This window comes from Streptomyces sp. NPDC050287, from assembly GCF_044459385.1.
In the GTDB taxonomy this organism is placed as follows: domain Bacteria; phylum Actinomycetota; class Actinomycetes; order Streptomycetales; family Streptomycetaceae; genus Streptomyces.
On sequence record NZ_JBITIY010000004.1, the window covers coordinates 568,013 to 591,952 of the forward strand.

General features: G+C 70.8%; 19 protein-coding genes and 2 pseudogenes. 8 read left to right on the forward strand and 13 right to left on the reverse strand.

The window, feature by feature from the left end:
* Nucleotides 1-61 precede the first annotated feature (61 nt).
* Nucleotides 62-880: an SAM-dependent methyltransferase gene (locus tag ACIBK3_RS17535; protein ID WP_399366451.1), complete on the reverse strand. Its 819-nt coding sequence runs from the start codon at nt 878-880 to the stop codon at nt 62-64.
* 362 nt (nt 881-1,242) lie between these two features.
* On the reverse strand, nt 1,243-2,100 hold the full coding sequence (locus ACIBK3_RS17540; protein ID WP_399366453.1) for an aldo/keto reductase: 858 nt from the start codon (nt 2,098-2,100) through the stop codon (nt 1,243-1,245).
* A gap of 706 nt (nt 2,101-2,806) precedes the next feature.
* Here ACIBK3_RS17540 and ACIBK3_RS17545 point away from each other — a divergent pair.
* Nucleotides 2,807-3,688 carry a Gfo/Idh/MocA family protein gene (locus ACIBK3_RS17545; protein ID WP_399366455.1) on the forward strand — a complete coding sequence of 294 codons (882 nt, stop codon included), beginning with the start codon at nt 2,807-2,809 and terminating at the stop codon, nt 3,686-3,688.
* Nucleotides 3,689-3,846: 158 nt separating this feature from the next.
* On the opposite strand, the gene ACIBK3_RS17550 is transcribed toward ACIBK3_RS17545, so the two are convergent.
* Nucleotides 3,847-4,740 carry a GNAT family N-acetyltransferase gene (locus ACIBK3_RS17550; RefSeq protein WP_399366457.1) on the reverse strand — a complete coding sequence of 298 codons (894 nt, stop codon included), beginning with the start codon at nt 4,738-4,740 and terminating at the stop codon, nt 3,847-3,849.
* A 189-nt stretch (nt 4,741-4,929) separates the two neighbouring features.
* Between ACIBK3_RS17550 and ACIBK3_RS17555 the strand changes: the two are divergent.
* Nucleotides 4,930-5,136, forward strand: a pseudogene (locus ACIBK3_RS17555) (beta-1,3-glucanase family protein); the annotation flags it as partial.
* 76 nt (nt 5,137-5,212) lie between these two features.
* On the opposite strand, the pseudogene ACIBK3_RS17560 reads toward ACIBK3_RS17555, so the two are convergent.
* Nucleotides 5,213-5,407 (reverse strand): annotated as a pseudogene (locus ACIBK3_RS17560) (hypothetical protein); the annotation flags it as partial.
* Nucleotides 5,408-6,072: 665 nt separating this feature from the next.
* Here ACIBK3_RS17560 and ACIBK3_RS17565 point away from each other — a divergent pair.
* Nucleotides 6,073-6,279: a hypothetical protein gene (locus tag ACIBK3_RS17565; RefSeq protein ID WP_030679916.1), complete on the forward strand. Its 207-nt coding sequence runs from the start codon at nt 6,073-6,075 to the stop codon at nt 6,277-6,279.
* A gap of 120 nt (nt 6,280-6,399) precedes the next feature.
* Nucleotides 6,400-7,803, forward strand: coding sequence for a Si-specific NAD(P)(+) transhydrogenase (gene sthA / locus ACIBK3_RS17570; protein WP_399366459.1), 1,404 nt, complete (start codon nt 6,400-6,402; stop codon nt 7,801-7,803).
* Between the two features lie 11 nt (nt 7,804-7,814).
* Here the strand turns inward: sthA and ACIBK3_RS17575 are convergent, their stop codons facing one another.
* The gene (locus ACIBK3_RS17575; protein WP_399366461.1) at nt 7,815-8,318 is read right to left on the reverse strand and encodes a DUF5709 domain-containing protein; all 504 of its coding nucleotides are present in this window, start codon (nt 8,316-8,318) and stop codon (nt 7,815-7,817) included.
* 350 nt (nt 8,319-8,668) lie between these two features.
* On the opposite strand from ACIBK3_RS17575, the gene ACIBK3_RS17580 reads away from it, so the two are divergent.
* Nucleotides 8,669-10,141 carry an APC family permease gene (locus tag ACIBK3_RS17580; protein WP_399366463.1) on the forward strand — a complete coding sequence of 491 codons (1,473 nt, stop codon included), beginning with the start codon at nt 8,669-8,671 and terminating at the stop codon, nt 10,139-10,141.
* 13 nt (nt 10,142-10,154) lie between these two features.
* Nucleotides 10,155-11,114, forward strand: coding sequence for a hypothetical protein (locus ACIBK3_RS17585; protein WP_399366465.1), 960 nt, complete (start codon nt 10,155-10,157; stop codon nt 11,112-11,114).
* A gap of 471 nt (nt 11,115-11,585) precedes the next feature.
* Here ACIBK3_RS17585 and prcB read toward each other — a convergent pair whose 3' ends face one another.
* The 4 genes from prcB to ACIBK3_RS17605 form a co-directional block, all read right to left on the reverse strand.
* Entirely contained in the window at nt 11,586-12,440 is an 855-nt protein-coding gene (gene prcB, locus ACIBK3_RS17590; protein ID WP_399366467.1) for a proteasome subunit beta, read from the reverse strand.
* A gap of 111 nt (nt 12,441-12,551) precedes the next feature.
* Nucleotides 12,552-14,048 carry a hypothetical protein gene (locus ACIBK3_RS17595; RefSeq protein WP_399366469.1) on the reverse strand — a complete coding sequence of 499 codons (1,497 nt, stop codon included), beginning with the start codon at nt 14,046-14,048 and terminating at the stop codon, nt 12,552-12,554.
* A gap of 165 nt (nt 14,049-14,213) precedes the next feature.
* A complete protein-coding gene (locus tag ACIBK3_RS17600) occupies nt 14,214-16,568 on the reverse strand; it encodes a glycoside hydrolase family 65 protein (protein WP_399366471.1) in 2,355 nt (784 codons plus the stop codon).
* The gene (locus ACIBK3_RS17605; RefSeq protein WP_399366473.1) at nt 16,565-17,311 is read right to left on the reverse strand and encodes a beta-phosphoglucomutase family hydrolase; all 747 of its coding nucleotides are present in this window, start codon (nt 17,309-17,311) and stop codon (nt 16,565-16,567) included. Before ACIBK3_RS17605 ends, ACIBK3_RS17600 begins: the two co-directional genes overlap by 4 nt.
* 105 nt (nt 17,312-17,416) lie before the next feature.
* Between ACIBK3_RS17605 and ACIBK3_RS17610 the strand changes: the two genes are divergently transcribed.
* Together ACIBK3_RS17610 and ACIBK3_RS17615 are read left to right on the forward strand one after the other, a co-directional pair.
* Nucleotides 17,417-18,130, forward strand: coding sequence for a nucleoside/nucleotide kinase family protein (locus ACIBK3_RS17610; protein WP_399366475.1), 714 nt, complete (start codon nt 17,417-17,419; stop codon nt 18,128-18,130).
* Entirely contained in the window at nt 18,072-18,692 is a 621-nt protein-coding gene (locus tag ACIBK3_RS17615; protein WP_399366477.1) for a hypothetical protein, read from the forward strand. The genes ACIBK3_RS17610 and ACIBK3_RS17615 overlap by 59 nt, the downstream gene beginning before the upstream one ends.
* Before the next feature lie 171 nt (nt 18,693-18,863).
* On the opposite strand, the gene ACIBK3_RS17620 is transcribed toward ACIBK3_RS17615, so the two are convergent.
* The 4 genes from ACIBK3_RS17620 to ACIBK3_RS17635 form a co-directional block, all read right to left on the reverse strand.
* Complete coding sequence (locus ACIBK3_RS17620) at nt 18,864-20,582, reverse strand: hypothetical protein (protein WP_399366479.1); 1,719 nt, start codon at nt 20,580-20,582, stop codon at nt 18,864-18,866.
* 2 nt (nt 20,583-20,584) lie between these two features.
* The gene (locus ACIBK3_RS17625) at nt 20,585-21,487 is read right to left on the reverse strand and encodes a carbohydrate ABC transporter permease (RefSeq protein WP_399366481.1); all 903 of its coding nucleotides are present in this window, start codon (nt 21,485-21,487) and stop codon (nt 20,585-20,587) included.
* Entirely contained in the window at nt 21,484-22,395 is a 912-nt protein-coding gene (locus ACIBK3_RS17630; RefSeq protein ID WP_399366482.1) for a carbohydrate ABC transporter permease, read from the reverse strand. Before ACIBK3_RS17630 ends, ACIBK3_RS17625 begins: the two co-directional genes overlap by 4 nt.
* A gap of 122 nt (nt 22,396-22,517) precedes the next feature.
* Nucleotides 22,518-23,840 carry an ABC transporter substrate-binding protein gene (locus ACIBK3_RS17635; RefSeq protein ID WP_399366484.1) on the reverse strand — a complete coding sequence of 441 codons (1,323 nt, stop codon included), beginning with the start codon at nt 23,838-23,840 and terminating at the stop codon, nt 22,518-22,520.
* Nucleotides 23,841-23,940 lie beyond the last annotated feature (100 nt).

The window sequence follows — 23,940 nt, forward strand, 5'->3', positions numbered from 1 at the left end:
GCGTTGTCGTTCGGGGGGACCGCGATCGACGTGGGGGGCGTCGTTCGACGGGACCGCGAAGCTAGACGATCCGGGCCACGCCGCCGAACTCGATCCACTCGTGGGTGAGCTGGCGGGGGGCCACCTCGGAGTCGGGCCGCCAGGTGGAGACCTCCACCAGACCGGGGTCGAGGATCTCCATGCCCTCGAACCACTCGGCCACGTCCTTCTCCTGGCGCACCCGGCCCCAGTGGCCCTGGGTCGCCTGGTCCATGAAGTCGGTGACGAACTTGCGGACCTCGGGGTCCTCGCTGACCAGCTGGCACATCACCAGGTAGCTGCCGGGCACCAGCCGTTCGGACACCCGGCGCACCACCGCGAGGGGCCCGTCCGTGTCGCTGTCGGGGATGCAGTGCATCACCGAGTTGAAGAGCACGGCGACCGGCTGGGTGAAGTCGATCAGGCGCTCGGTGTCCGGGTGCGAGAAGATCTCGTCGGTCTGCCGCATGTCCGCGTGGATGACGGCGGTCCGCTGGTCCTGCTCCAGCAGCGCCCGGCCGTGGACCAGCACCATCGGGTCGTTGTCGACGTAGACGACATGGGTGTCCGGGTTGATGCGCTGGGCGACCTGGTGGACGTTGTCCTGGGTGGGCAGGCCTGATCCGTGGTCGAGGAACTGCCGGATGCCGTGGTCCTGTGCCAGCACCCTCACGACGCGCTGCAGGAAGCGCCGGTTGTTCACGGCGAGGCGGCGGGTGCTGGGAACGACCTTGTCCAGTTCCTCGCACGCCGCCCGGTCGGCCGCGTAGTTGTCCTTGCCGCCCAGATAGTGGTCGTACATCCGTGCGGCCGTGGGTACCGTGGCGTCGATCGACGTGGACAGCTGCTTACCGGTCTGCATCTTTCCCCCAGCTTCGTGCCGCGCCAACTGGCCTGGCAGGACAGGGAGTCCATCCTAGGGACCAGGCGTTCGCCGATGCCAGTCCTCGCACGAACCGTCCCCGAACGAACGACGCGGTGAGGCTGGGGAGGCCCATCGAGCCTGATGGTGTACCGGTTTCGAGTGCGCCCCGCCCGATGTCGCTCCTCGACCGGACCGGGCGGACGTGGCGTCCGGCGACGACGGCCCGGCACCCAGCGCCCAGCCGCAGCTGACGGACTCTGGCCGCCCCGCATGACCGAGGCGGCCGGGCGACCCCACCGCCCCGGGCGGAGCCGACCGCTCGGGTGCCCACCCGACGAGCGCGCACCCGACGCCTCGGATCAGGCCGCGTCCAGTTCCGCGACCTCGTCGGCGGTCAGGACGAGGTCCGTGGCGGCGGCCGAGTCGCGTATGGTCTCGGGGCGGCTCGCTCCCGGGATCGGCACGACCACCGGCGACTTGGCCAGCATCCAGGCCAGGCAGACGCGTTGCGGGCTCACTCCCCGGGCCTGGGCGATCCGGTCGAACGGGGCATGGGCGGAGCCGAGTTCACCGGCCCGGGAGATACCGCCGAGCGGGCTCCAGGGCAGGAAGGCGATGCCGAGCTCGTCGCACAGCCGCAGTTCCGGCTCGCTGGAGCGGAAGGCCGGGGAGAACTGGTTCTGCACGGAGACCAGCCGGCCGCCGAGGATCTCGTAGGCCTGGCGGATCTGGTCCGGGTCGGCGTTGGAGATGCCGGCCATGCGGATCTTGCCCGCGTCGAGGAGGTCGCGGATCGCGCCGACGGACTCCGCGTAGGGGACCTTCGGGTCGGGGCGGTGGAACTGGTAGAGCCCGATGGCCTCCACCCCGAGCCGGCGCAGGGATGCCTCGCAGGCGGCCTTGAGGTGCCCGGGGCTCCCGTCCTGGGTCCAGCTTCCGTCGCCGGGACGCAGATGGCCGCCCTTGGTGGCGACCAGGACCTCCCGGCCGCCGTCGTGCGAGGCGAGGGCCTTGGCGATCAGGGTCTCGTTGTGGCCGACCTCGGCGGCGTGCAGGTGGTAGGCGTCCGCGGTGTCGATCAGGGTGATGCCGGCGTCGAGGGCGGCGTGGATCGTGGCGAGGGAGCGTGTCTCGTCCGGTCGCCCTTCGATGGACATGGGCATGGCGCCCAGGCCGATCGCGCTCACTTCGACATCACCGATACGGCGGGTGTGCATGGGCTCGTGACCTCTTTCGGCTGTCTCGCGGAACCGATGCGGAACCTGTGCGGAACCGATGGGTCCGAGGCTCCCGGCTCGGGAGGGTGCGGGCGCCGTCGGACGCACTCCAGCCTCGTGGGCCCGTACCCCGCAGGTCCAATAGAAGAAGCAGAACGGATTCAGCACCCGGGCCGATGAATCCCGGTCCGAGAGGGCCGCGGCCCGCCCGGCAGGAGGGCCGGACCGCGGCCGTCGGCCGCCGTGCGAGTCCCGGGGGTCGCCTCCTCCGGGTGCGGTGTGTGCGTCCTCGACGAGGGCCCGGCTTCCGGACGCGGATGAGCAGGCCCTGGCGGTGCTGCCCGGCGGGCATGCGGACATGGGGCGCGGCGGCCCCCGGCACCGGGCGTGGGGCCGTCGTCGCCCCGTACACGTCCCTGGGCGCCGACGAGACGGTATGCCGTCGTCCGGGGCCGGACACGTCAGGCGGGGAAGGGAGCGTCAGGCGGCAGCGGTACCGCGGGCCGACCGGGCAGCCACTTCCGTCCGCGTCCCGGCGGGAGCCCGGTCGCCGCCCAATGCCCCCGGTGGGCAGCGGCGCACCGGCACCGTGCCCACCGGGCACGCGGGGCTACGCATCCGCCCACCCATGTGAAACGCTCTGCGTCGACCGGTCGCCCCTCCGCCTCCGGTCCTCACCAGGTCGTACGGCGTGAAAGGCGGCGGTATGCGCATAGGACTGCTCGGCACCGGTCCCTGGGCCCGCATGGCCCATGCTCCCGCCCTGAGCGAACATCCGGGACTGGACTTCGCCGGGGTGTGGGGCCGCCGCCCGGACGCGGCCAAGGAGTTGGCCGAGCTGCACGGCACGCGGGCGTACGACGACGTGGACGCGCTGCTCGACGACGTGGACGCGGTGGCGATCGCCCTGCCTCCGGGCGTACAGGCTCAGCTCGCGGCCCGGGCCGCGCGGGCGGGCCGCCATCTGCTGCTGGACAAGCCGCTCGCCATGACGGTCGAGGAGGGGCGAGCCGTGGTCGACGCCGTGCGGGACTCCGGTGTCGCCTCGGTCGTCTTCTTCACCACCCGTTTCCTGTCCGAGCCCGAGGCGTGGATCACCGAACAGGCGGGAGTGCAGGGCTGGTTCACCGCGCGGGCGCAGTGGCTGGGCTCGGTGTTCACCAGCGACAGCCCGTTCGCCGCCTCGCCGTGGCGGCAGGAGAAGGGCGCCTTGTGGGACGTGGGCCCGCACGCGCTGTCCGTGCTGCTGCCGGTGCTCGGTGACGTGCGGCGGGTGGCGGCGGCAGCGCCCGGTCCCGGGGACACCGTGCATCTGGTCCTGAACCACGCCGCCGGTGCGTCGAGCACCCTGACGCTGAGCCTCACCGCGCCGCCCGCGGCGGCCGCGGCCGGCGTCGAGCTGCGGGGCGAGGCGGGGGTGACGTTTCTTCCGGAGAGTTCCGAGGCAGTCCTGCCCGCTCTCACCCGCGCCGCGGACGCCCTCCTCGACGCCGCCCGCACGGGCCGCCCGCACCCGTGCGACGCCGCGTTCGCCCTGCGGATCACCGAGATCCTGGCGACAGCCGAAGCCGTGCTGGACGACGCCTGAACGACGCCTTATCGCCCGACCTGACCGACGTGGCGGTTCCCGGTCAAGGCTCCTGGCCAGGATCCCGAGCAGTACGCCACCTGGCACCGACGAACGGCCGAACCGTCCGTCGGTGCCGGGGCGAACGTCTCAGCCGGTGCTGCGGCCGAGGGGGAACATCAGTCGTTGCCGAGGTGGAAGTTCAGGCGTTCCCGTACGACGGGATAGCCGGCCCTGGCGAAGTTCGCGGCCATCGGGAAGTTGCCCTGGTCGGTGGCGGCCGAGACGAACTCGGCACCCCGATCGACCAGGAAGTGGGTGCATTCCGCCAGGAGGTCGTAGGCGTAACCGCGTCCCCGCTGGTCCGGCAGTACCCCGATGAATCCGACGCAGGGGCCCGCCGGATTGTGCGCCGGGATGTGAATACCGACCGGCTCTCCCTCGTGGGTGTGGGCGACCTGCCACCACTCCCTCGGTGAGGGGCACCAGTGGAAGAAGTCGAGTTCCTCCTGGGCCGCCTGGTCGAGTCCGCCCTCCTCGATCGCCTTGAGGGCGTGGGCGTCCAGAGTGACGGAGTGGATGCGGCGCAGGGCGTCGCGGAACACCTCGTCGTCCGGTTCGGGCCGGAAGACCAGGCGCCCGGGACGCTCCGGCAGCCCGCACGCGGGGGTCCACCGGTACAGGAAGCGTTCCACCAGGAGTTCGTAGCCGGCGTCCCGTACGGCGGTGAAGCGGGTCTCGGCGGCGGCGCGCAGGGCGGGGTCCTCGCGCCAGCCGCCGGGCAGGTTCATCTCGAGTTCGACCTGCCAGGGTGCGGTGCGCAGAAGTTCGGCCCCCGCCTCCTCCTCGCCCTCGGCCACGTCGAACCAGTTGACGTTGAGGGGTTCGGTGTCGTCGGGGCCGCCCCACCAGGCGGCGCGTGCGACGACCTCGCCGTCGCGCAGGGCCACGCGCTTCCAGTCGGGGCGGTGCCGGGTGAGCCGGTGCGCCTCACGGGCGTTCAGCGGGTCGGGCAGGGTGTCGAAGAGCGGTGCGTCGCGCTCGTCGAGCGCGCGGATGACCAGATCGGTCACGGGTTTTCCTCCGGGATGCGTACTGCGTGAAGCGCTCCCGGTCAGACGAAGCACGCCGGGGCAACGGAGAGGGAGCGCTCAGTGGGTGTGAACTGCACGGCACTCGCCTCCTTCCCGTCGGTCTCAGGGCGTCGGATCACACGCTACCCCGGCAAAGCGGTCCGTGAGGCCGAATTAAAGGCCCCGGCCGGCCCGGTCGCCGCGGTCCTCGGGGCCGGGTTCAACCGCTCGACGCTGCTGGGCGTCCCTTCCCGGCCGACGACCGACCCCGCGTCCTTCAACCGGACCGACCTCACCGACCACTACGCCAAGGCCATGCACACGGCCACCGAGGACGGCCGTGCGTACGACTTCGCCTTCGACGAGGGCCGGCCCCGGTCCCAGCATCTTCACGACGATGTTGTCGCTGACGAGGAACGCGGCGAACACGCTCACCATGATCAGCGCGGCAGCACGTCCTCGGCGAGCGAGCCCGCAGGGCGTAGCGGCAGGCGCCCTGGATCTCGGCTCCGCCGGCGTCGTTCTCGGCGACGGGGCGGCGCACCCGGTAGCGGTCGATGCGGGTGCCGATCAGGCCCGGCAGGCTCTGGACCAGGGTCAGCGCGCCTGGCACGGCCGGGACGACCGTGGCGGCGGCCAGGCCGAGCTTGCCGATGAAGCTCACGCCATGGGGAGCGGTTTCCGCAGGTCGGCGACTGTGGTCGTCCGGCTGGGAGCCCGGCGATCCCAGCGATGCCTGCCGGTCGCGCAGGTCGAGCCGGCTGCCGTAGCCGCCCGCCGCCGGGTCGTGCCGCTTCAGGGCGTCGAGGCCCTCCTGGGACCGCACACCGGGCGGGGAGAAGGTGTCCGAGAAACGTGCCGCCGTGGGTCCGGTTGAGGGTCCGGAGGGCCACCAGTGCCACCAGACGGGCCACCAGGACGATCAGGAAGTGCCGGGCGCACCACTTTCCCGGAGCCCCTGGGAACCCCCGGCCCCCGGACCCCCTGAGGCCCCTGAGCCCCCTGAGCCCCCTGAGCCCCCTGAGCCCCCTGAGCCCCCTGAGCCCCCTGAGCCCCCTGAGCCCCCTGAGCCCCCTGAGCCCCCTGAGTGACACTACCCCCCCCCTCCCGCCTCCCCGGATGTCTGCGTCGCCGGCATGGGCCTGGCCTGCTCTGCCGGGCGAAATCCCCGGTCATCCCCATCACACGCTCTGGTGATCACCGGGGCATCCCGGGAGCGAGCGCCTCCGGGCCGCTCGGGATGCGGGGTGCGCGTGGACGTTGAATGGTGATATCGGGCCCGGTGAGGGAAACCGGGATCGAGGAACGATCCGGATCCGAGGAGCAGACATCATGCCGACGTCACAGCCCGAAGCATCCGGGCAGTCCGAGGACCGCACGACCCCGGACGCCCTGCTGCACACCCGTACCGGCACGGACGTGTCACCCGAGGACGTGGTGCTCGCCTCCGGCAAGGACCTCACCCCGCGCACCCTCGAGTGGGCCAGGCGCAAGCTGGCGGCCGAGGGCCCGGCCGCGCTCGACAAACTGCTGCCGTAGGGCCGTAGTGTCGTAGCACGAGGCGGGCGTACGGCCCTGGCCGTAGGCCCGCCGGGAGCGGGGACGGGATTGCCCGTCCGCCCTTCCGGAGGAGCCCTGGGGACTGACAGACTCCCGAGGGTGCCCGACTTCGACATGCTCGTCATCGGATCCGGACCCGGGGGCCAGAAGGCCGCCATCGCCGCGGCCAAACTGGGCCGCCGGGTCGCCGTCGTCGACCGCCCCGACATGGTCGGCGGGGTCTCCATCCACACCGGCACCATCCCCTCCAAGACGCTGCGCGAGGCGGTGCTGTACCTCACCGGACTCAGCCAGCGCGACCTGTACGGACAGAGCTACCGGCTGAAGGAGGAGATCACCGTCGCCGACCTGACCGCGCGCACCCAGCACGTGGTCAGCCGCGAGGTCGACGTCATCCGCAGCCAGCTGTCCCGCAACCACGTCGCCCTGTACGCCGGCACGGCCGCCTTCATGGACCCGCACACCGTCGCCGTACGCGAGATCACCGGCCACGAACGCCTGGTGACCGCCGAACACGTCGTGATCGCCACCGGCACCCGCCCCGCGCGCCCCGACAGCGTCGAGTTCGACGGGCGCACCATCATGGACTCCGACAACGTGCTCGCGCTGGAACGGGTGCCGCGTTCCATGGTCATCGTCGGCGCCGGGGTCATCGGCATGGAGTACGCGTCGATGTTCGCCGCGCTCGGCAGCAAGGTCACCGTGGTCGAGAAGCGGGCCGGGATGCTCGACATGTGTGACGTCGAGGTGATCGAGTCGCTCAAGTACCAACTGCGGGACCTGGCGGTGACGTTCCGTTTCGGGGAGACCGTGGCCGCCGTCGAGCGCCACCCACGGGGCACGCTCACCGTCCTGGAGAGCGGCAAGAAGATACCCGCCGACGCCGTGATGTACTCGGCGGGCCGGCAGGGCCTCACCGACGACCTCGACCTCGACAAGGCGGGCCTGTCGGCGGACGCCCGGGGCCGGATCACCGTGGACGAGCACTACCGCACCGAGGTGCCGCACATCTACGCCGTCGGGGACGTCATCGGCTTCCCGGCGCTGGCGGCGACCTCGATGGAACAGGGCCGGGCGGCGGCGTACCACGCGTGCGGTGAGCCGGTGCCCCGGATGCACAACCTCCAGCCGATCGGCATCTACACCATCCCCGAGATCAGCTTCGTGGGCCGGACGGAGGACCAGCTCACCGAGGACCGGGTGCCGTTCGAGGTCGGCGTCTCCCGCTACCGGGAACTGGCCCGCGGACAGATCATGGGCGACTCGCACGGCATGCTGAAGCTACTGGTCTCCCCCGAGGACCGCACCCTGCTCGGGGTGCACTGCTTCGGCACCGGTGCCACCGAGCTCATCCACATCGGCCAGTCCGTGATGGGGTGCGGCGGCACCGTCGACTACCTGGTCGACGCCGTGTTCAACTACCCGACGCTCGCGGAGTCCTACAAGGTCGCGGCCCTGGACGCCACCAACAAGCTCCGTCTCATCGACCGGATCGGGGACTGAGGCCGGCCCGCTCAGGCCTCCGGGCTGTCCTCCTCGTCGGGGGGCCATTCGGGAAGGACCTCGTCCTCGACGACGTGCACGGCGGCCTCCTCGGCCCCGGCGGCGCCCGCGTCGATGCCCACGTCGGAAGCGACGGCCTCCTTGGTGGTGTCGGGGTGGGCGCCCTCGTCCGGAGCCACGAGTCGCCCGGCACGGTCGCCGCCCGCCTCCGGGTCGACCGGTTCGCCCTCGCCGCCGGGAAGGTCGCCGACCGCGTCGCCGGCCGGCTCGCCGGCGTCGGGAACCTCCTGGGCCAGCCGCTGGTCGAGGCTCTCCCCGTCGTGCTGTTCGGCGGCCGTGGTGCCGTACTTGGTGACGCCGAGCGGTTTCTCCGGCGGGGAGTAGCCCTCGTCGAGGGTGTCGTCGTACGTCCGCTCGTCGACCGCGTCCTGCAGGTCGAGCGGGGCCGCGTCCTCCTGCTCCTCGTTGGTACCGGTGGGCTGGTACGCGTCGTCCGCCATCGGCTCGGTGCCCATGGGCCGCCTCCCTCGTTCACTGCGTCGACTGGTTTCACTCCGGTGTCCTGACACCGCGTTTCCAGCCAGGCGGAGCCCAATCCCCACCGGCGGCGGAAGTGGCCCGGGACCGGCCGCGGAGGTTACTCACCGGTCAACCTTGAAACGTCAATCAGTGCCGCTATCATCACTCGCACCCACGGTGTGACCTGCTGCCGACATGGGGGCAGCGGTATCCGCCGCCCTGCTTTCACCGCCCCTGACCCGAGGCCAACCCTCTCCGGTTCCGGGCGGATCCACCCCCCGCCGCCCTCTTACGTCGTCGAGGCCTCATGGTCCGCGCGTCGTGCACGACCGAAAGCAGCACAACCATGAGCAATGTGAGGGGCAGAGGGCTGCAGGCCAACGCCCTCGGTATGGTCGACACCGTTGTGATGGCCGTCGCGGGCAGCGCACCGGCGTACTCGCTGGCCGCGACCACCGCGGTCCTGGTCGGTGCGGTGGGACTGGCCAGTCCGGCCGCCCTGTTGTACTGCGCGATACCGATGCTGGGCATCGCGCTGGCCTTCAGCTACCTCGGCCGGATCGATGTGAACGCGGGCGCCAGCTACTCGTGGGTGGGGCGCACGCTCCACCCCTTTCTCGGCTTCATCAGCGGCTGGGCGCTGGTGATCTCGGCGACCATCTTCATGGTGGCCGGCTCACTGCCCGCAGGTTCCATGACACTGGCCCTGTTCGACGACAAGCTCTCCGACAACACCGCGCTGTCCACAGTGGTCGGAGGACTCTGGTTCCTGGTCATGCTGCTGGTGGTGCTCGGCGGCGCCCGGCTGACCGCCCGCGCCCAACTCCTCATGTCCGGCGTGGAACTGGCCGTCCTGGCGCTCTTCGCGGTCCTCGCCTTCTTCCACTCCGGCAACGCCCTCGCCTTCGACTGGTCCTGGCTCGGGTTCAGCCACTTCGACGGCATGGGAGGCTTCGCGTCCGGCGCGCTCATCGCCGCGTTCTACTACTGGGGCTGGGACGTCACCAGCAACCTGAGCGAGGAGACCCGCAACAGCCGCCGTACGACCGGACTCGCGGGCCTGATCGGGGTCGGCATCGTCTTCCTGCTGTTCGAGGCGTTCACCATCGCCGTGAACATGATCCTGTCCTCGAAGCAGATCGAGGGGAACAACGCCAACGTGCTGTCCGCGCTGGGTGACGAGATCTGGCCGGGCTGGGGCGGCAAGCTGCTCATCGTGGCGGTGATGCTGTCGACCATCGCCACGCTGGAGACCACGCTGATCCAGGTCACGCGTTCGCTGTTCGCGATGGGCCGGGACCGCACGATGCCGTCCGCGCTGGGCCGGGTCCACCCTCGCTGGAACACCCCGTGGGTCGCGATCGTGGTGGTCGGCACGGTGGCGCTGGGGATGCTGGTCGCCTCCAACGCCCTGGGCAGTGTCGGTGACATCCTCACCGACGCCATCTCCGCGATCGGTCTGCAGATCGCCGTGTACTACGGACTCGCCGGGCTCGCGGTGGTCGTCGCCTACCGCAAGATGCTGCTGAAGTCGGCGGCCAACTTCGTCTTCGGCGGGCTGTGGCCGCTGCTCGGGGCACTGTTCATGTTCTGGGTGTTCGCCGAGTCGCTGGGCGAGCTGAGCACGGCCGCGGTCGGCATCGGCATCGGTGGACTGGCAGTCGGTCTGATCCCGATGCTCTGGTACTGGCGGCAGGGCAGCGAGTACTACGGGCCGGCCCGGCTGGACGCCTCCCACGCCGTCGAGACGGACTACGTCCCCGACGACGCCGCCGCCGCGCACTCCCGGTTCCACGAGGGTCTGCCCACCGACTTCTGAAGGGAGACCTCCGATGGCGCGCGACAGCTTCACCCCCGACTTCGACCCCGACTGCGGGGACAGGGCCCTCAGCTCCGCCCGCCACGACATCGTCATCGGCCGCTGGCGGGGACTGCGCGAACTGCTCTACGCCACCGGCCCCCACTGGCTCACCCGCGGGCACCGCGTCCGGCTGCTCGCGCAGGCCTGCGCGAGCAGTTCGTCGGTGGAGGCGTGGCTGGCCGCCGAGCCGCACCGCGGCGACGCGCTGGTGCTGCGCGCGGCCACGGAGACGGCCCGGGCCTTCAACCTGGCCATCAACGCGGGCCGGGGGGTACCGATCGACCAGCACCGTATCGACGGCGCGGTGCTGGCCTGTCTGGAGGCGGCCGAGGCGTATCCGGAGGACCCGACGCCCTGGGTCTCCCTGATCTCGGTGGCCCGGCTGTATCCGGGTGGGGTGCGCCGGCAGGAACTGGGGCGCTGGTGGGACGAGTTGCACAGCCGCGACCCGTACAGCGTGGAGGGTCACCTGCAGATCCTGCACTACTACTCCGCGCGCTGGCACGGCTCGAACGGCCTCATGTACGACTTCGCCCGCGACGCGGCGGGGGTGGCCCCGCCCGGCTCCGCGCTGCCGGTGCTGGTGCAGTACGCGCGGGTGGAGGAGTACCGGTACGCCCAGGCCGGGGCTCAGGAGGGCCGGACGTCCGTGGGTCTGGGGCAGCACTGGAGGCACGACGGCCCGGTCAGCGACGTACGGCGCACCTGGGAGCGCTGGATCATGGGCCGGACCGAGAGCGAGGTGGCGCCGGGCGAGCTGCGGGACCTCAACTACCTCGCGCACGCGGCCTGTTACGCGGGCCTCCAGGAGATCGCCGGCGCCGTGCTGCGGATGCCGGGCCGGCTCGCCACGCGGACCCCGTGGTCGTACACGGGCGATCCGGAGAAGCAACTCCTCAAGTGGCGCAAGGAGTTCAGGTTGCGGGCCTGAACGAGGCAGACTCTCGCACGGCAGCGCTCCGCACCGTCCAGGGCGGACCGGTGCGGCACGGAGCGCGACCGGGACCCGCCGGCAGGCCCGCCCGGCCCGATGCCGGCTCAGTGGACGCCGTCGGTTTCGTCGGTGACAGCGAGCCAGGACGTGCCGTGCGCGCCGCACCGTTCGTGGTCGGGTGCCAGGCGGCCTCGACCTCGACGACGATCCGTGAGCCGTCGGAGGTACGGCGGCCGTCCCGCCCGCCCTGATCCACTCCTGCCGGGCCGAGCCTGTCCCGGGACGGCGGGGAGGAGAGGCGGAGCGGAGTCAGGGGCGGCCGGCATCGGGAGGAGGATCTTTCTCCACGGGGTACGGCCGCGGTCAGCAGCCTGGTTCCCTCCTGGAGCAGCTGCAAGTCATGTGCGGTAAAGGCCGGGACAGGTCTTCCCCACGAAGGAGGAAAGCCGCCTGTCACGGGGGCCTGTGTCACGGCGTCGCGTTCGGTCCGTCCGGCCTGGTGCGGCGCTGCTCGACCATCTCGCGGCTCAGTTCCCCGGTCTCCGGTTCGGGCAGCCGCTCGAAGCCGTCCTCGGTGATGACCGAGACGATGGGATAGATCCGGCGGCTGATGTCGGGGCCGCCCGTCGCGGAGTCGTCGTCGGCCGCGTCGTACAGCGCCTGGAGCGCGGCGAGGGCGGCCTCGCGCCGGTCCATGCCCTTGCGGAACAGCTTCTTCAACGCGCCCCGGGCGTACGGGGATCCGGAGCCCTCGGCGTGGAAGTCCGTCTTCTCGTACAGTCCGCCGGCCACGTCGAAGCTGAAGATGCGGCCCTTCTCGCCCTCGGGCGCCGAGGCGTCGTAGCCGGTGAGGAGGGGAACGACGGCGAGGCCCTGCATGGCCTGGCCGAGGTTCTCCCGGATCATGCCGGCCAGGCGGCGCGCCTTGCCGTCGACGCTCATCGCGACGCCCTCGATCTTCTCGAAGTGCGTCAGCTCCACCTGGTACAGCTTCACCATGTCCAGCGCGAGACCGACGGTGCCGGCGAAGGCGACGGCCGTGTGGTCGTCGGCGGGGTGCACCTTCTCCAGGTCCCGCTGGGCGATCAGGTTGCCCATGGTGGCCCTGCGGTCGCCGGCGATGAGGACGCCGTCGCGGTAGGTGAGGGCCAGCACGGTGGTGCCGTGCGGGACCCGGTCGGGTGGGGCGACCACGCCGGGCGGGAGGATCCGGCGGGTGCTCAGCAGTTCCGGGCGGTGCGCTGCCAGGAACTCACTGAACGACGATGTGCCGGGGGTGAGGAACTCGTCTCCTAACCGCCCGCCGTTCTCGTTCCCTGTCATGGCCCTCCCCCTCGTCCGTGATCCGACATCCGGGCTCCTACCAGGTGCGGGCGAGCGGGAAACACCAGTGGCGGCACAGCTCCCCCGAGGCGACGGCGGCCTGATCCCCCGTCATCCCGTTCCGGGCCCGTCCGGCGCCGGTGCGATGTGGAGGTCCACTCCGGCGCCCCGGTGGGTGTCCCAGTCGCGGGCGTACGACGGGGGCTTGGCACCGGGCAGGGTGACGTTGGCGGCCGGGATCCGGCGGGCGGTACGCAGGATGTCCGCCCGGGTGCTGTTGGCGTTGTGTCCGCCGGTCGCCGCGGAGGAGCAACCGGTGTAGTAGGCGATGGGGATGGCCTCGTGCCCGGTGAGCAGACAGGGCGGCTCGACACCCAGGCGGTGCAGTGCGTCGGCGGTGCGGGCCCAGTCGCGGCGGTCGGCGCCCGTGCGGTCCACGGTGTGCTCCAGGACGATGTACTGCACCGCGAGATGTCCGGCCAGGCCGAGTGCGAGCACGGCCGCCGCCACCGGGCGCCAGCGGCCCTGCGGCCGGGTGACCAGGTGCAGGAGCGCGTCGGCGACGGGGATCGCCGCCAGGGCGTAGGCGGGCAGCAGGAAGCGGGGAGCCGCGTAACCGATCATGAACAGGTAGGGCACGGCGGCCGTGGTGGCGCAGGCCAGGGGCAGCAGTGTCCGCTCGATGCGGCGGGCCCGTAACGCGACCATGAGACCGACGACGGCCAGCAGTGGGAGGACGAACCACCAGACCATCACCGCGGGATGGGGCATCGATCCGGTGCACGGACGGCACAGGGCCCGTCCGCCGAGGCTGCGCAGTTGGTCGTCGACGGCGAAGTTCCAGCCCAGGCCGCCCTGGATGTCGGAGGCGTCGGACAGCCGCTGCCCGAGGCCGCCGTAGCTGACGTACGCCTCGATCACCCACTCCACCGCGCCCGCGGCGAGTCCGCCGACCAGCGCGAGAGCCGGGCGCCACAGGCGGCCCACGGCCACCAGCACGAACAGCGGCAGCGTGACCCACACGGCGTCGGTGGGCCGCATCCATGCCATGAGCATGGCGCCCGCCGCGATGCCCCACAGGGCGGCCCGGTCGAGGCGGTCCGCGCGGACGCGTACGAAGCAGCCGACGGTGATCAGGGCGCCGAGGGCGACCCAGTAGTTGGGCATGGCCTGCGGGCCGTAGTAGAGGGTCACCCACAGGGAGGCGAACGCCGCGCCCGCCACGGCCAGGACGCGGATCGGGAACAGTCCGCGCCAGACCCGCAGGGCCAGGTAGAGGCCCAGACCGGAGAGGACGGCCAGATAGACGCGCAGGAGTTCGGTGGACGTCGACCAGGACGCGATCGGCGCCACCAGCAGGGAGATGCCCCGGGACCGCGGAGCGCTGAAGAAGGCGGCCGGGGCCTGGGTGCCGACCTGGCTGACGTACACGGTCTCGTCCCAGCCCAGGCCCAGGCCCGGTCCGACGAGGACCAGTTGGGCGAGGGTGAAGGCGGCGGCCACGGCTGCGAGTGGCCATGCCCAGCGCGTCCGCCCGGACGCGCTGGGCATGCTCGCCGGTTCGCGTCTTCGCAGACCGACGAGCATGGCGGTCGTGCCGTTCACCATTCCACCCCTTACCCCTACGCGTCGTAGGGCGGCTCAACCCCCGCGGCTGACGAGCCGACAGCAGGATCGGTTTAACTGAAAAACACGCCAAAGTTAACCCGAGGTGGATGGTTGTGCAGTCGGTATTCGGCCAGGTGAGTGACCTGATCCGGTGGCTCCCCCCAATCAGCGGACGGTGGGACTGCGGTGCGGGGGCTGTTCGGGGGTCGGGCGGGTTGCTTGGGGTGGGATCGCGCGGACGACGGGGCCGTCGCCGTTCACGGTGAGGGGCGCTCGGTGGTGCCGGATCGTCAGAGGGGCGCCCGACACCAGTGTGTAGGTGGCCTTGTCCGGGCCGATCTCCACCCGCAGGCGCCGCCCCAGGACTTGCAGGGTGAAGGCGAGGCGGCTGAACCTGTCGGGCAGCCGGGGTGCGAACCGGAGGGAGTCACCGTCCCGGCGCAGACCGCCGAACCCGGCGACCAGGGCCGTCCAGGAACCGGCGAGGGACGCGATGTGCAGTCCGTCGCGGGTGTTCTGCTCCAGGTCGGCGAGATCCATCAGTGCCGCCTCGGCCGTGTAGGCGTAGGCCAGGTCGAGATGCCCGGACTGGGCGGCGACGACGGCCTGCACGCACGCCGAGAGCGAGGAGTCCCGTACGGTCAGCGGCTCGTAGTAGGCGAAGTTGCGGGCGATCTGCTCCTCGTCGTGGAACTCCTCGAACCAGCCGCTGCACATGTACATCGCCAGTACCAGGTCGGCCTGTTTGACGACCTGCTTGCGGTAGAGGTCGAAGTAGGGGAAGTGCAGCAGCAGCGGGTACTGGTCGGGGCGGGTGCCGTCGAAGTCCCAGCGCTGGTAGCGGGTGAAGCCGGCGTGCTGTTCGTGGACCCCGAGTTCGGCGTTGTAGGGGATGTGCACGGCGCCTGCCGCGTCCCGCCAGGCGGCGCTCTCCTCGTCGTCGACGCCGAGCCGGGCCGCCCGGTCGGGATGGCGTTCGCAGGCGTCGGCGGCGGCCAGCAGGTTCGCCCGGGCCATCAGGTTGGTGTACAGGTTGTCGTCGGCGACCGCGCTGTACTCGTCGGGGCCGGTGACGCCGTCGAGGTGGAAGACGCCGTGGTGGTCGTGGTGGCCCAGGGAGCGCCACAACCGGGCGGTCTCCACCAGGAGTTCGACACCGGTGTCCCGCTCGAAGTCGACGTCACCGGTCGCGGCGACGTAGCGCACCGCCGCGTCCGCGATGGCCGCGTTGACGTGGAAGGCGGCCGTACCGGCGGGCCAGTACGCCGACCCCTCCGAGCCCTCGATGGTCCGCCAGGGGAACGCGGCGCCGTTCAGGCCGAGTTGCTGGGCGCGTTCCCGGGCCGCGGGCAGGGTGTTCTGCCGCCAGCGCAGCGCCTCGGCGACGGAATCCGGCGCGGTGTAGGTGAGCAGGGGCAGGACGAAGGTCTCGGTGTCCCAGAAGGCGTGCCCGTCGTATCCGGAACCGGTCAGTCCCTTGGCGGGGATGGCGCGTTGCTCGGCGCGGGCGCCGGCCTGCAGGACGTGGAAGAGGGCGAAGCGGACGGCCTGCTGGATCTCCTCGTCGCCGTCGACCTCGACGTCGGCGCGGGCCCAGAAGTCGTCGAGGTAGTCCCGTTGTTCGTCGAGGAGGCCCTGCCAGCCGCTGTGCGCGGCCGCCGCCAGCGCCGCCTCGACCTGGTCGCTCATCGCGGGCCGGGAGCGGGCGCTCGACCAGCCGTGGGCGACGAGCTTCTCCACCCGCAGCCGCTGTCCCGGTTCCAGGACGGAGGTGACCGTCAGCCGGGACACGTCCACGTTGCTCTCGCTGCCGGTCGTGGTGCGCTCGGGGCCGTCGATGACATGGTCGGCGGCCACGGCCACCCGGAAGCCGCTGCGGCGGGTGCGGTGGACCAGGCGCAGCCGGGTTCCGGAGGCGAAGTCCTCCTCCGGCTCCAGCGGCGATTTCAGGGCGCGGGCGGCACGCGGGTCGCCGTCGGGGTCGGGCAGGCTCTCGTTGGCGACGAGTTCCGACTGGATCACCACACGGGTCCGGCTGTCGACGGGTTCGACCTCGTAGGCGACGGCGGCGATGGCCCGCTGGGTGAGGGAGACCAGCCGTGTCGAGCGGACGCGGACCTGTGACCCGGCCGGGGATATCCACTCGCAGGTCCGCTCCAGGACGCCCCGGCGCAGGTCCAGGGTGCGTTCGTGGGTGACGAGGCGGCCGTAGCGCAGGTCGAAGGGTTCGTCGTCGACGAGCAGCCGCAGCACCTTGCCGTTGGTGACGTTGATGACGGTCTGCCCGGACTCCGGGTAGCCGTAGCCGGCTTCGGCGTAGGGCAGCGGGTGCAGTTCGTGGACACCGTTGAGGTAGGAGCCGGGCAGGCCGTGCGGTTCGCCCTCGTCGAGGTTGCCGCGCCAGCCGACATGGCCGTTGGACAGCGCGAACACGGACTCGCTCTGGGCGAGGACGTCGAGGTCGAGGTCGGTCTCCCGGACGGCCCAGGGTTCCACGGTGTACGCCCTGTCCTTGATCACTCCTTGCCTCCCAGCTCGTCGAGGTCGGCGAGGTCCTTCACGACCACGTCCGCGCCGTGCGCGTACAGCTTGTCGGTCTGTCCGACCCGGTCGACGCCGACGACGTAGCCGAAGTGGCCGGAGCGGCCCGCGTCCATGCCGGCCAGGGCGTCCTCGAAGACCGCGCAGCGGGCGGCGTCGACGCCCAGGTCCTTCGCGGCGGCCAGGAAGGTGTCGGGGCGTGGCTTGCCCGGCAGTTTCCGCTTCGCGGCCACCACACCGTCGATCCGTACGTCGAAGAGGTCCTCGGCGCCGATCGCGCGCAGGACGTCACGGCAGTTGGCGCTGGAGGAGACGATCGCGGTGGCGAGGCCCTTCGCGCGGACGGCGGCCAGGTAGCGCAGGGTGCCGTCGTAGGCCTCCACTCCGTCGGTGCGGATCTTCTCCAGGACCAGGTCGTTCTTGCGGTTGCCGAGTCCGTGCACGGTCCGGGCGGACGGTGGATCGCCCGGATCGCCGTCGGGCAGTTCGATGCCGCGGGAGGCGAGGAAGGTGCGTACGCCGTCGGCGCGGGGGCGGCCGTCGACGTACTCGTCGTAGTCCTTGTCGTCGAACGGCCGGAAGTGCTCGCCCTCGCGTTCTCGCAGGAACGCGTCGAACATCTCCTTCCAGGCGGCCGCGTGCACCACGGCCGTCCTGGTGACAACGCCGTCCAGATCGAAGAGGCAGGCCAGGATGGTTTCGGGTAGACCGAGCTCCGTCATAAGGACACGGTTCCCCGCGAAACCGTCTCCAGTGAGTGGCGCACGCCACAGTGGAGGCACTTCACGGCGAACTCTCACCCCGCGCCGGATGACAGACTCTGCTCTGTGCCGCTGACCTTCGACGATCTCCTCACCCGCGCCCGCGCCCTCACGCGCCCCGGTCGCCGTGCGCTCCTCGGCCTGACCGGCAGCCCGGGCGCGGGCAAGACGACCCTCGCCGAGCAGCTCGTGCGGGCACTGAACGGGTCCGGTGAGCCGTGGGTGGCGCATGTCCCCATGGACGGCTTCCACCTCGCCGACGTCGAACTGGACCGGCTCGGCCTGCGGGACCGCAAGGGCGCGCCGGACACCTTCGACGCGGCGGGGTACGCGGCGCTGCTGCGGCGTCTGCGGACCCAGGAGCCGGACGACGAGATCGTGTACGCGCCCGGTTTCGAGCGGGTGCTCGAGCAGCCGGTCGCGGGGACGATCCCGGTGCCACCGACCGCCCGACTGATCGTGACGGAGGGCAACTACCTGCTGCTGGACACGGGAGCGTGGCGGCGGGTCCGGGCCGAGCTGGACGAGGTGTGGTTCTGCGACCTCGACGAGGACGAGCGCCTGCGCCGACTGGTCGCGCGGCACGAGGAGTTCGGCAAGACCCACCGGGAGGCGGTGGCCTGGGTGCTGCGCTCGGACCAGCCCAACGCCGCACTGGTCGCGGCCACACGGGAGCGGGCGGACCTGGTGGTCCGCGACCTCGTAGGGTGGCCGGATGGGCATGGACATCACCGTACTGGCGGTGGACTGGGGGCAGTTGGAGCGGACACCGGCGGGTGAGCGGGAGGATCTCCTGTACGAGGCCATGGCACCCGATGAGGAGCCCTGCCCGCTGCCGGAGCCCGAGGTGGGCTGGGTGTTCCCCGCCTCGCCGAAGGTGCCGTGGAGCGGGCGGTACGAGTTCCGCGGCACCCTCGGCTCGTACAAGCCGCACTTCTGGGCGGCGGACGGCTGGGACAAGGCCCGGGAGTTCGCGCAGCCCGCGCTGCGCGAGCCGTTGGACGGCTTCCTGCGGAGGCTGATCTGGTGGGGACCGGACGTGGACGGCGAGGCCGATGAGACCGATGAGGCCGAGGGCCGTCTCTTCCCCTCCGATCCCGAGCCCTGCGGGCCACCTCGCCTGCTTGTCTGTCCACCGCCCGCGCTGCCGTCGCTCGCCGCCCACTGGGCCCGGGCCGAACCGCTCCTGGAGGGGCTTCGCGCGACCTATGACGTCCAGGTCTGGCGCCCGGACGGATGGATCCCGGACTTCGGCGCCTTCGACGCCCTGGTGCGCCAGTGGGCCGAGGTCGTCGACGAGACCGCCCGGCGGGGCTGGGGAGTGCTCGGGCTGACCCACTGACGGGTCGGGCGCGCCCCGCCCCCCAGGGCCTGCTCGACGACATCGGCGAGGACGGTGCAGGGCAGGGCACGGGAGGTTCACGGGGGTCAGCCCTTCATGCCTGAGGTGGTCATGGCATGGGTGTCGGGGTCACCCGACAGGTGCGGGCCGACGAGCACGCAGCCGCCGGAGTCACACCACAGGTCCGGTCCGGCGGGCACGCAGCGCCACGGTCAGTGTGTGCGGGCCGAGTCCACCGATGTAGACGTGGTTCCCCGTCGTCGCGTCGGTGCCGCCCACCACGGTGTAGTCCTGCCCCGGGTCGTACCGCAGTACGTCGCTCCGGTCCGGTCCGGCGAGCGGTTCGCCTGCCTCGACGCCGGCCTCGACCCGGATCTCGTCGTCGCCGACCCGGTAGGTCATCGGCCCGGTCGTCAGGCACCAGCGTCCGTCGCCGATCGGTACGGCACCCTCTGTCACGCCGCCCGGCCGGAAGGTCAGTTCGAGGGCCCAGGGCACCCGTGGTCCGCTGATGTCGATCCGCAGGTCGGCACCGTCGTCCCTCAGGTCCACCTCGACGCGGGTCGTGTGCGAGACCTCGTCCCGAGGCCGGTCCGGGAAGGCCATCGCGGCCGAGAAGCGTCCCTCGTCCGCCATCCGGTAGAGACCGTCGGTCCGGCGCTGGTCCGGTGGGAGTGGCTGGTAGTAGGCGGCCGTGAGGGTTTCGGTGAGCCGGTACCGGCTGTCGGCGAGCCGTTCCATGCCGGCAGCGCGGAACGGGCCCAGGTCGAAGAATCCCCGCGAGAGACGGACCGCTTCGAGGACGGCGTCGCCGGCGAACAGGCGCAGGAAGGTGGGATTGCAGGCGAGGCCCGACCGGATGCGCCGGTGCTCGGGCACGTCGGAGCCGCCGTACACCGCGGTGTGCGCGGTGGCCGAGGCGCGTGCGGCGAGGCGGGCGGTGGTGATGTACCGGTCGCGGGGCAGTGTTTCCACGGCCGGCGCGGGCAGCGCGCGGCACAGGTCCGGGGTGAGGAGGGTGTCGGCGAGCAGGTCGGGGTCGTCGACGCCGCCGGCGGCCGCCAGCCGCGCCGCCCGGCTGAAGTCGCCCCGGCCGGTCCGGATCGCCAGCAGCCGGTAGTGCGGCAGGTAGGGCGCCAGCGGGAACGGGTGGTTCTGGTCCTGCCGTCGCGAGTGGACGGTCTCCACCGTGCCGTCCGGCCTGATGAGGTCCAGGGTGGTGGCGAGGTTGCGTTCGACGGCGTCCCGCAGGTCGGCGCGGCCGAGCACCTCGGCCAGCAGCAGCAGCGACGGGTTGGACACGTGGGCCGCGTAGTTGGCGCTCCGTTCCGAGTACAGGCCCTCCGCGTCGATGTCGACGCCCTCGGAGAGCCACTCCTCGACGCGGTCGAGCAGCCGGTCGTCGGGGAACGACCGGTGCAGCCGGGCCAGCGCCGCGCACAGCTCCCAGCGGTGGTTCGGGGTGTGCACCCCACCGGTGAGGAGACTGCCGGAGGCTGCGCGGGCGATCTCGGCGAGGGCGGCCGTGACGTGGCGCAGTTCCGGCCCCGCGCCGACGGCGAGGACGTGCGCGTCGCACACGTCGTTGACGGTGAACGCGGAGTCCGGCGGTGACTGCACGTTGTCGCCGCCGGCGAAGAGGCCGGTGGCGGTCTGCGCGGCCCGCAGGGCGCGGAGGTGGGTCATCGTGGCGGCGACGGCCTGCCGGCTGCCGTGCAGTGCCGAGTCCGGGGAACGGTATGCCGCGACCAGGGTCTTCACCCGGCGCGCCAGAACGCGGTGGGTCACACCTGCGGGTTCCTCGTCGGGGCCGGCCGCCAGCGGGGCGGCCAGCCGGTCGGCGGCGCGGGCCACCGCGCGGACGAAATCGTGGTCGAGCGGGGTGAGCAAGGTCAGTCCTTCAGTCCGGCGTTGATGTCGGCGTTCATGACGTAGCGCTGGAAGACCAGGAAGATCACGATCAGCGGGATCATGGAGATGACCGATGCGCCGAGCAGTACCGACCAGTTGATGCTCTGCGCGCCGACGATGCTCTGGATGCCGATCTGCACGGTGAACTTGTTGGGGTCGTTGAGCATCAGAAGCGGCCAGATGTAGTCGTTCCACCGCCACTGGAAGGACAGGATGGCGAGGGTCAGCATGATGGGCCGGGAGAGCGGCACCATGATCCGCAGGAAGATCGACAGTTCACGGGCGCCGTCGATGCGCGCGGCTTCCACGAGTTCGTCGGGAACCGTCAGGAAGAACTGGCGGAACATGAAGCATCCGGTCGCGGTGAGCACGGCCGGGAAGATGATGCCGGCGAACGAGTTGTAGAGGCCGAGGTTGCGGACCACCAGGAACTCCGGGGCGAGCATGACCTCGCCCGGCAGCATCGTGGTGGCCAGGATGCAGATGAAGAACGCCTTGAGCCACTTGTTGTCGTACTTGGCCAGCGCGTACCCGGTGCAGCAGCTGGCACCCACCGTGAGAATCGTCGTGATCACGCACACGATGGTCGTGTTGAGGAAGTACTGGGAGAAGTTGGCGCTGCGCCACGCCGTCAGGTATCCGGACAGGGTGGGGTTGTGCGGAACCAGCGTCAGCGGATAGGAGAACAGATCCCCGGCCGGTTTGAGGGAGCTGAGGATGAACCACAGCACCGGCAACCCGTACAGGCACGCCAGGATCCACAGCAGTGTCGTCGCGGGCACCGCCCGCCGGAGCCCACCGACGCCCGTGCTGCGGGGCCGCTTCTTGGAAACGGCCCGTCCGGCATCGGCGTCGACCGGGCGTGGCATGTCTGTGGTTGTCATCGGTTCTCCACCCGCCGGTTGACGATCAGCTGGACGATCGCGACGGCCATCAGGATGAGCATGAGCACGAATGACGCGGCGCTCGCGTAGCCGATCTGGCCCCGTTTGAAGCCGGTCTCATAGATGTACTGGACGAGCAGGTTGTTCGACGATCCGGGTCCGCCGTTGTTGAGGGCGACGAACAGCGGGTATTCCTTCATCGCGTTGATCGTGTTGAGCAGGATGACGATGAACGAGGTGGGCGCGATGCTCGGCAGCGTGATGCTGATGAACTGGCGCCAGGGGCCGGCGCCGTCGAGCGAGGCCGCCTCGTAGTACGACACCGGTACGTTCTTGAGCGCCGCGATGAACAGCAGCATCGTGAAGCCCGTCCAGAACCAGGCTGCTGCCACCACCACCACGATCAACGACAGGTCCGCGTTCGACTGCCACGGGACGGCGCTTCCGCCGAGCTTCTCGATGACGTAGTTGACCAGTCCGAAGTTCTCACCGAACAGCCACCGCCACAGGACACCCACGACGATGGGCGACAGCAGCCACGGGATGAAGAAAAGGACGCGGGCGACCGACGAGCCCTTGGCGTGCTTGCTCACCACCAGGTTGGCGGCGAGCAGCGAGAGCGCGAAGTTCAGCGGAACCATGAGCACGGCGTACAGCAGCGTCCGAGTCAGCGCGCCGTAGAAGGTGGAGTCTCCGAACAGGTTGTGGTAGTTGTCCAGTCCGATGAACTGGAACGTCCCCACGCCAGTGTAGTTCGTGAAGGAGTAGACGAGCCCGATCACCGCCGGCCAGACGAAGAACAGCGCGAAGAGCACGACATTGGCCGCGATGAGGACGAGCGGCGCAACGGTGTACCTGTTGCGTCTCCTGGGCGGGCTCACGGACACGTCCGAGGCGCGTTTTGTCATCTTCCTGACTCCGTGCTGGTGGAATGGGTTCCTGTGGGCTCACGCCATGAGCCCGGCATCACGTGGGCGCCCGAGGCCGGGCGGCGGTCCTGATCCCGCCGCCCGGGCCCGCCGGCCTGCGCTCAGCCGCCGACCTGCTGGTTGTAGCCGTCCACGATGTTCTGCAGGGCCTTGTCGGCCGACTGCTGGCCGTTGATCGCCTTGCCGAGCTCCGTCTTGGTCGGGTCTTCGGTGATGGTCTTGCCCTTCAGCACCCACTGCGTCTGCGCGTTGTTGAAGTAGCCGGAGATCGGGGCGTAGAGCGGGATCTCCTCGTTGTACAGCTTGAACGCCGCCTGCGCCGCCTCGGAGGTGAAGGGGTACTTCGGGTTCAGACCGTTCTCGACCGGCAGGAATCCGGAGGCCTCGCACAGCTCGCGGTAGTGGTCCGGCTCGTAGATCCAGGACATGAACTTCTGCGCGGCGGTGGCCGCGGCGCCGTTGTTGTTGAAGCCCACCATCAGGCCGCCGCTGTTGACGTCGCTGGCCTGGACCGGCTCGGCGGGAGTCGGAACGCTCGCCCAGTCGAACTTCTTGATGCTCTCCGCGAAGGCGGCCACCTGCCACACGCCGGACCAGTAGGCGACCACGTCACCGCTCTGGAACATGGCCGCCGGGTCGGCGCCGCTGGTCCACACCGACTTCGGCATGGTCTTGTTGTCGTTCCATCCGACGAAGGTGTTCACGGCCTTCTTGGTCGCGCTGTCCACCGAGAACTTGCCGGAGGAGTCCGCGTGGACGTACTTCCCGCCCATCTCGTACACCATGGCGCGCAGCCGGGACGGCGACTGGTCGAAGGTCAGGGAGTACTTGGCGCCGGTCTTCTCGCGGACCTTGTTCGCCGCCGCGATGAAGTCGGTCCAGGTCCAGGTCTTCTGGGGCGAGGCCGGGACGGAGACGCCGGCCTTCTTGAAGAGCGTCTCGTTGATGAACAGGCCGGACGCGGTGACGTCCGAGGGGATGGCCAGCACCTTCCCGGACGAGTCCTTGGCGAGGAAGTTGGAGTTGATCTTGTTGCCCTTGTTGTTGGCGATGGAGCTGAGGTCGATCAGCTTGCTCGACCAGATCGGGTCCAGCGCCGGCACGGCCGCCACGTCGGGCAGGGAGTTCGCCTGCGCGGCGTTGTGCAGCTTCGTCGTGTAGCCGTCGTAGGGAATGTTGACGAGCTTGACGGAGACGCCGGCTTCCTTCTTGTACTGCGTCACCAGCTTCTTCCAGCCCGCGTCCTGCCCCGGAACCGTGGAGATCCAGAACGTCAGCGACTTGGAGTTCCCGCCCGAGCCGGATCCCGACCCGCAGGCGGAGAGCAGCAGGGCACCTGCCGTGGCCACGGCAGCGAGGGGAGCCAGGCGGCGTATGCCGCCGCGGCCGAGTCGGCGGGAGCGCCGCACACCCACAGTGGTCATCTTTCGATCCCTTTTCGTGATAGCGGAAGAAGCACGGCGCCAGCCGAGGCGGCACGGGTGCATTGTGCGGGGAATTCCGCTTTCCGGGGGCACGGCCTCG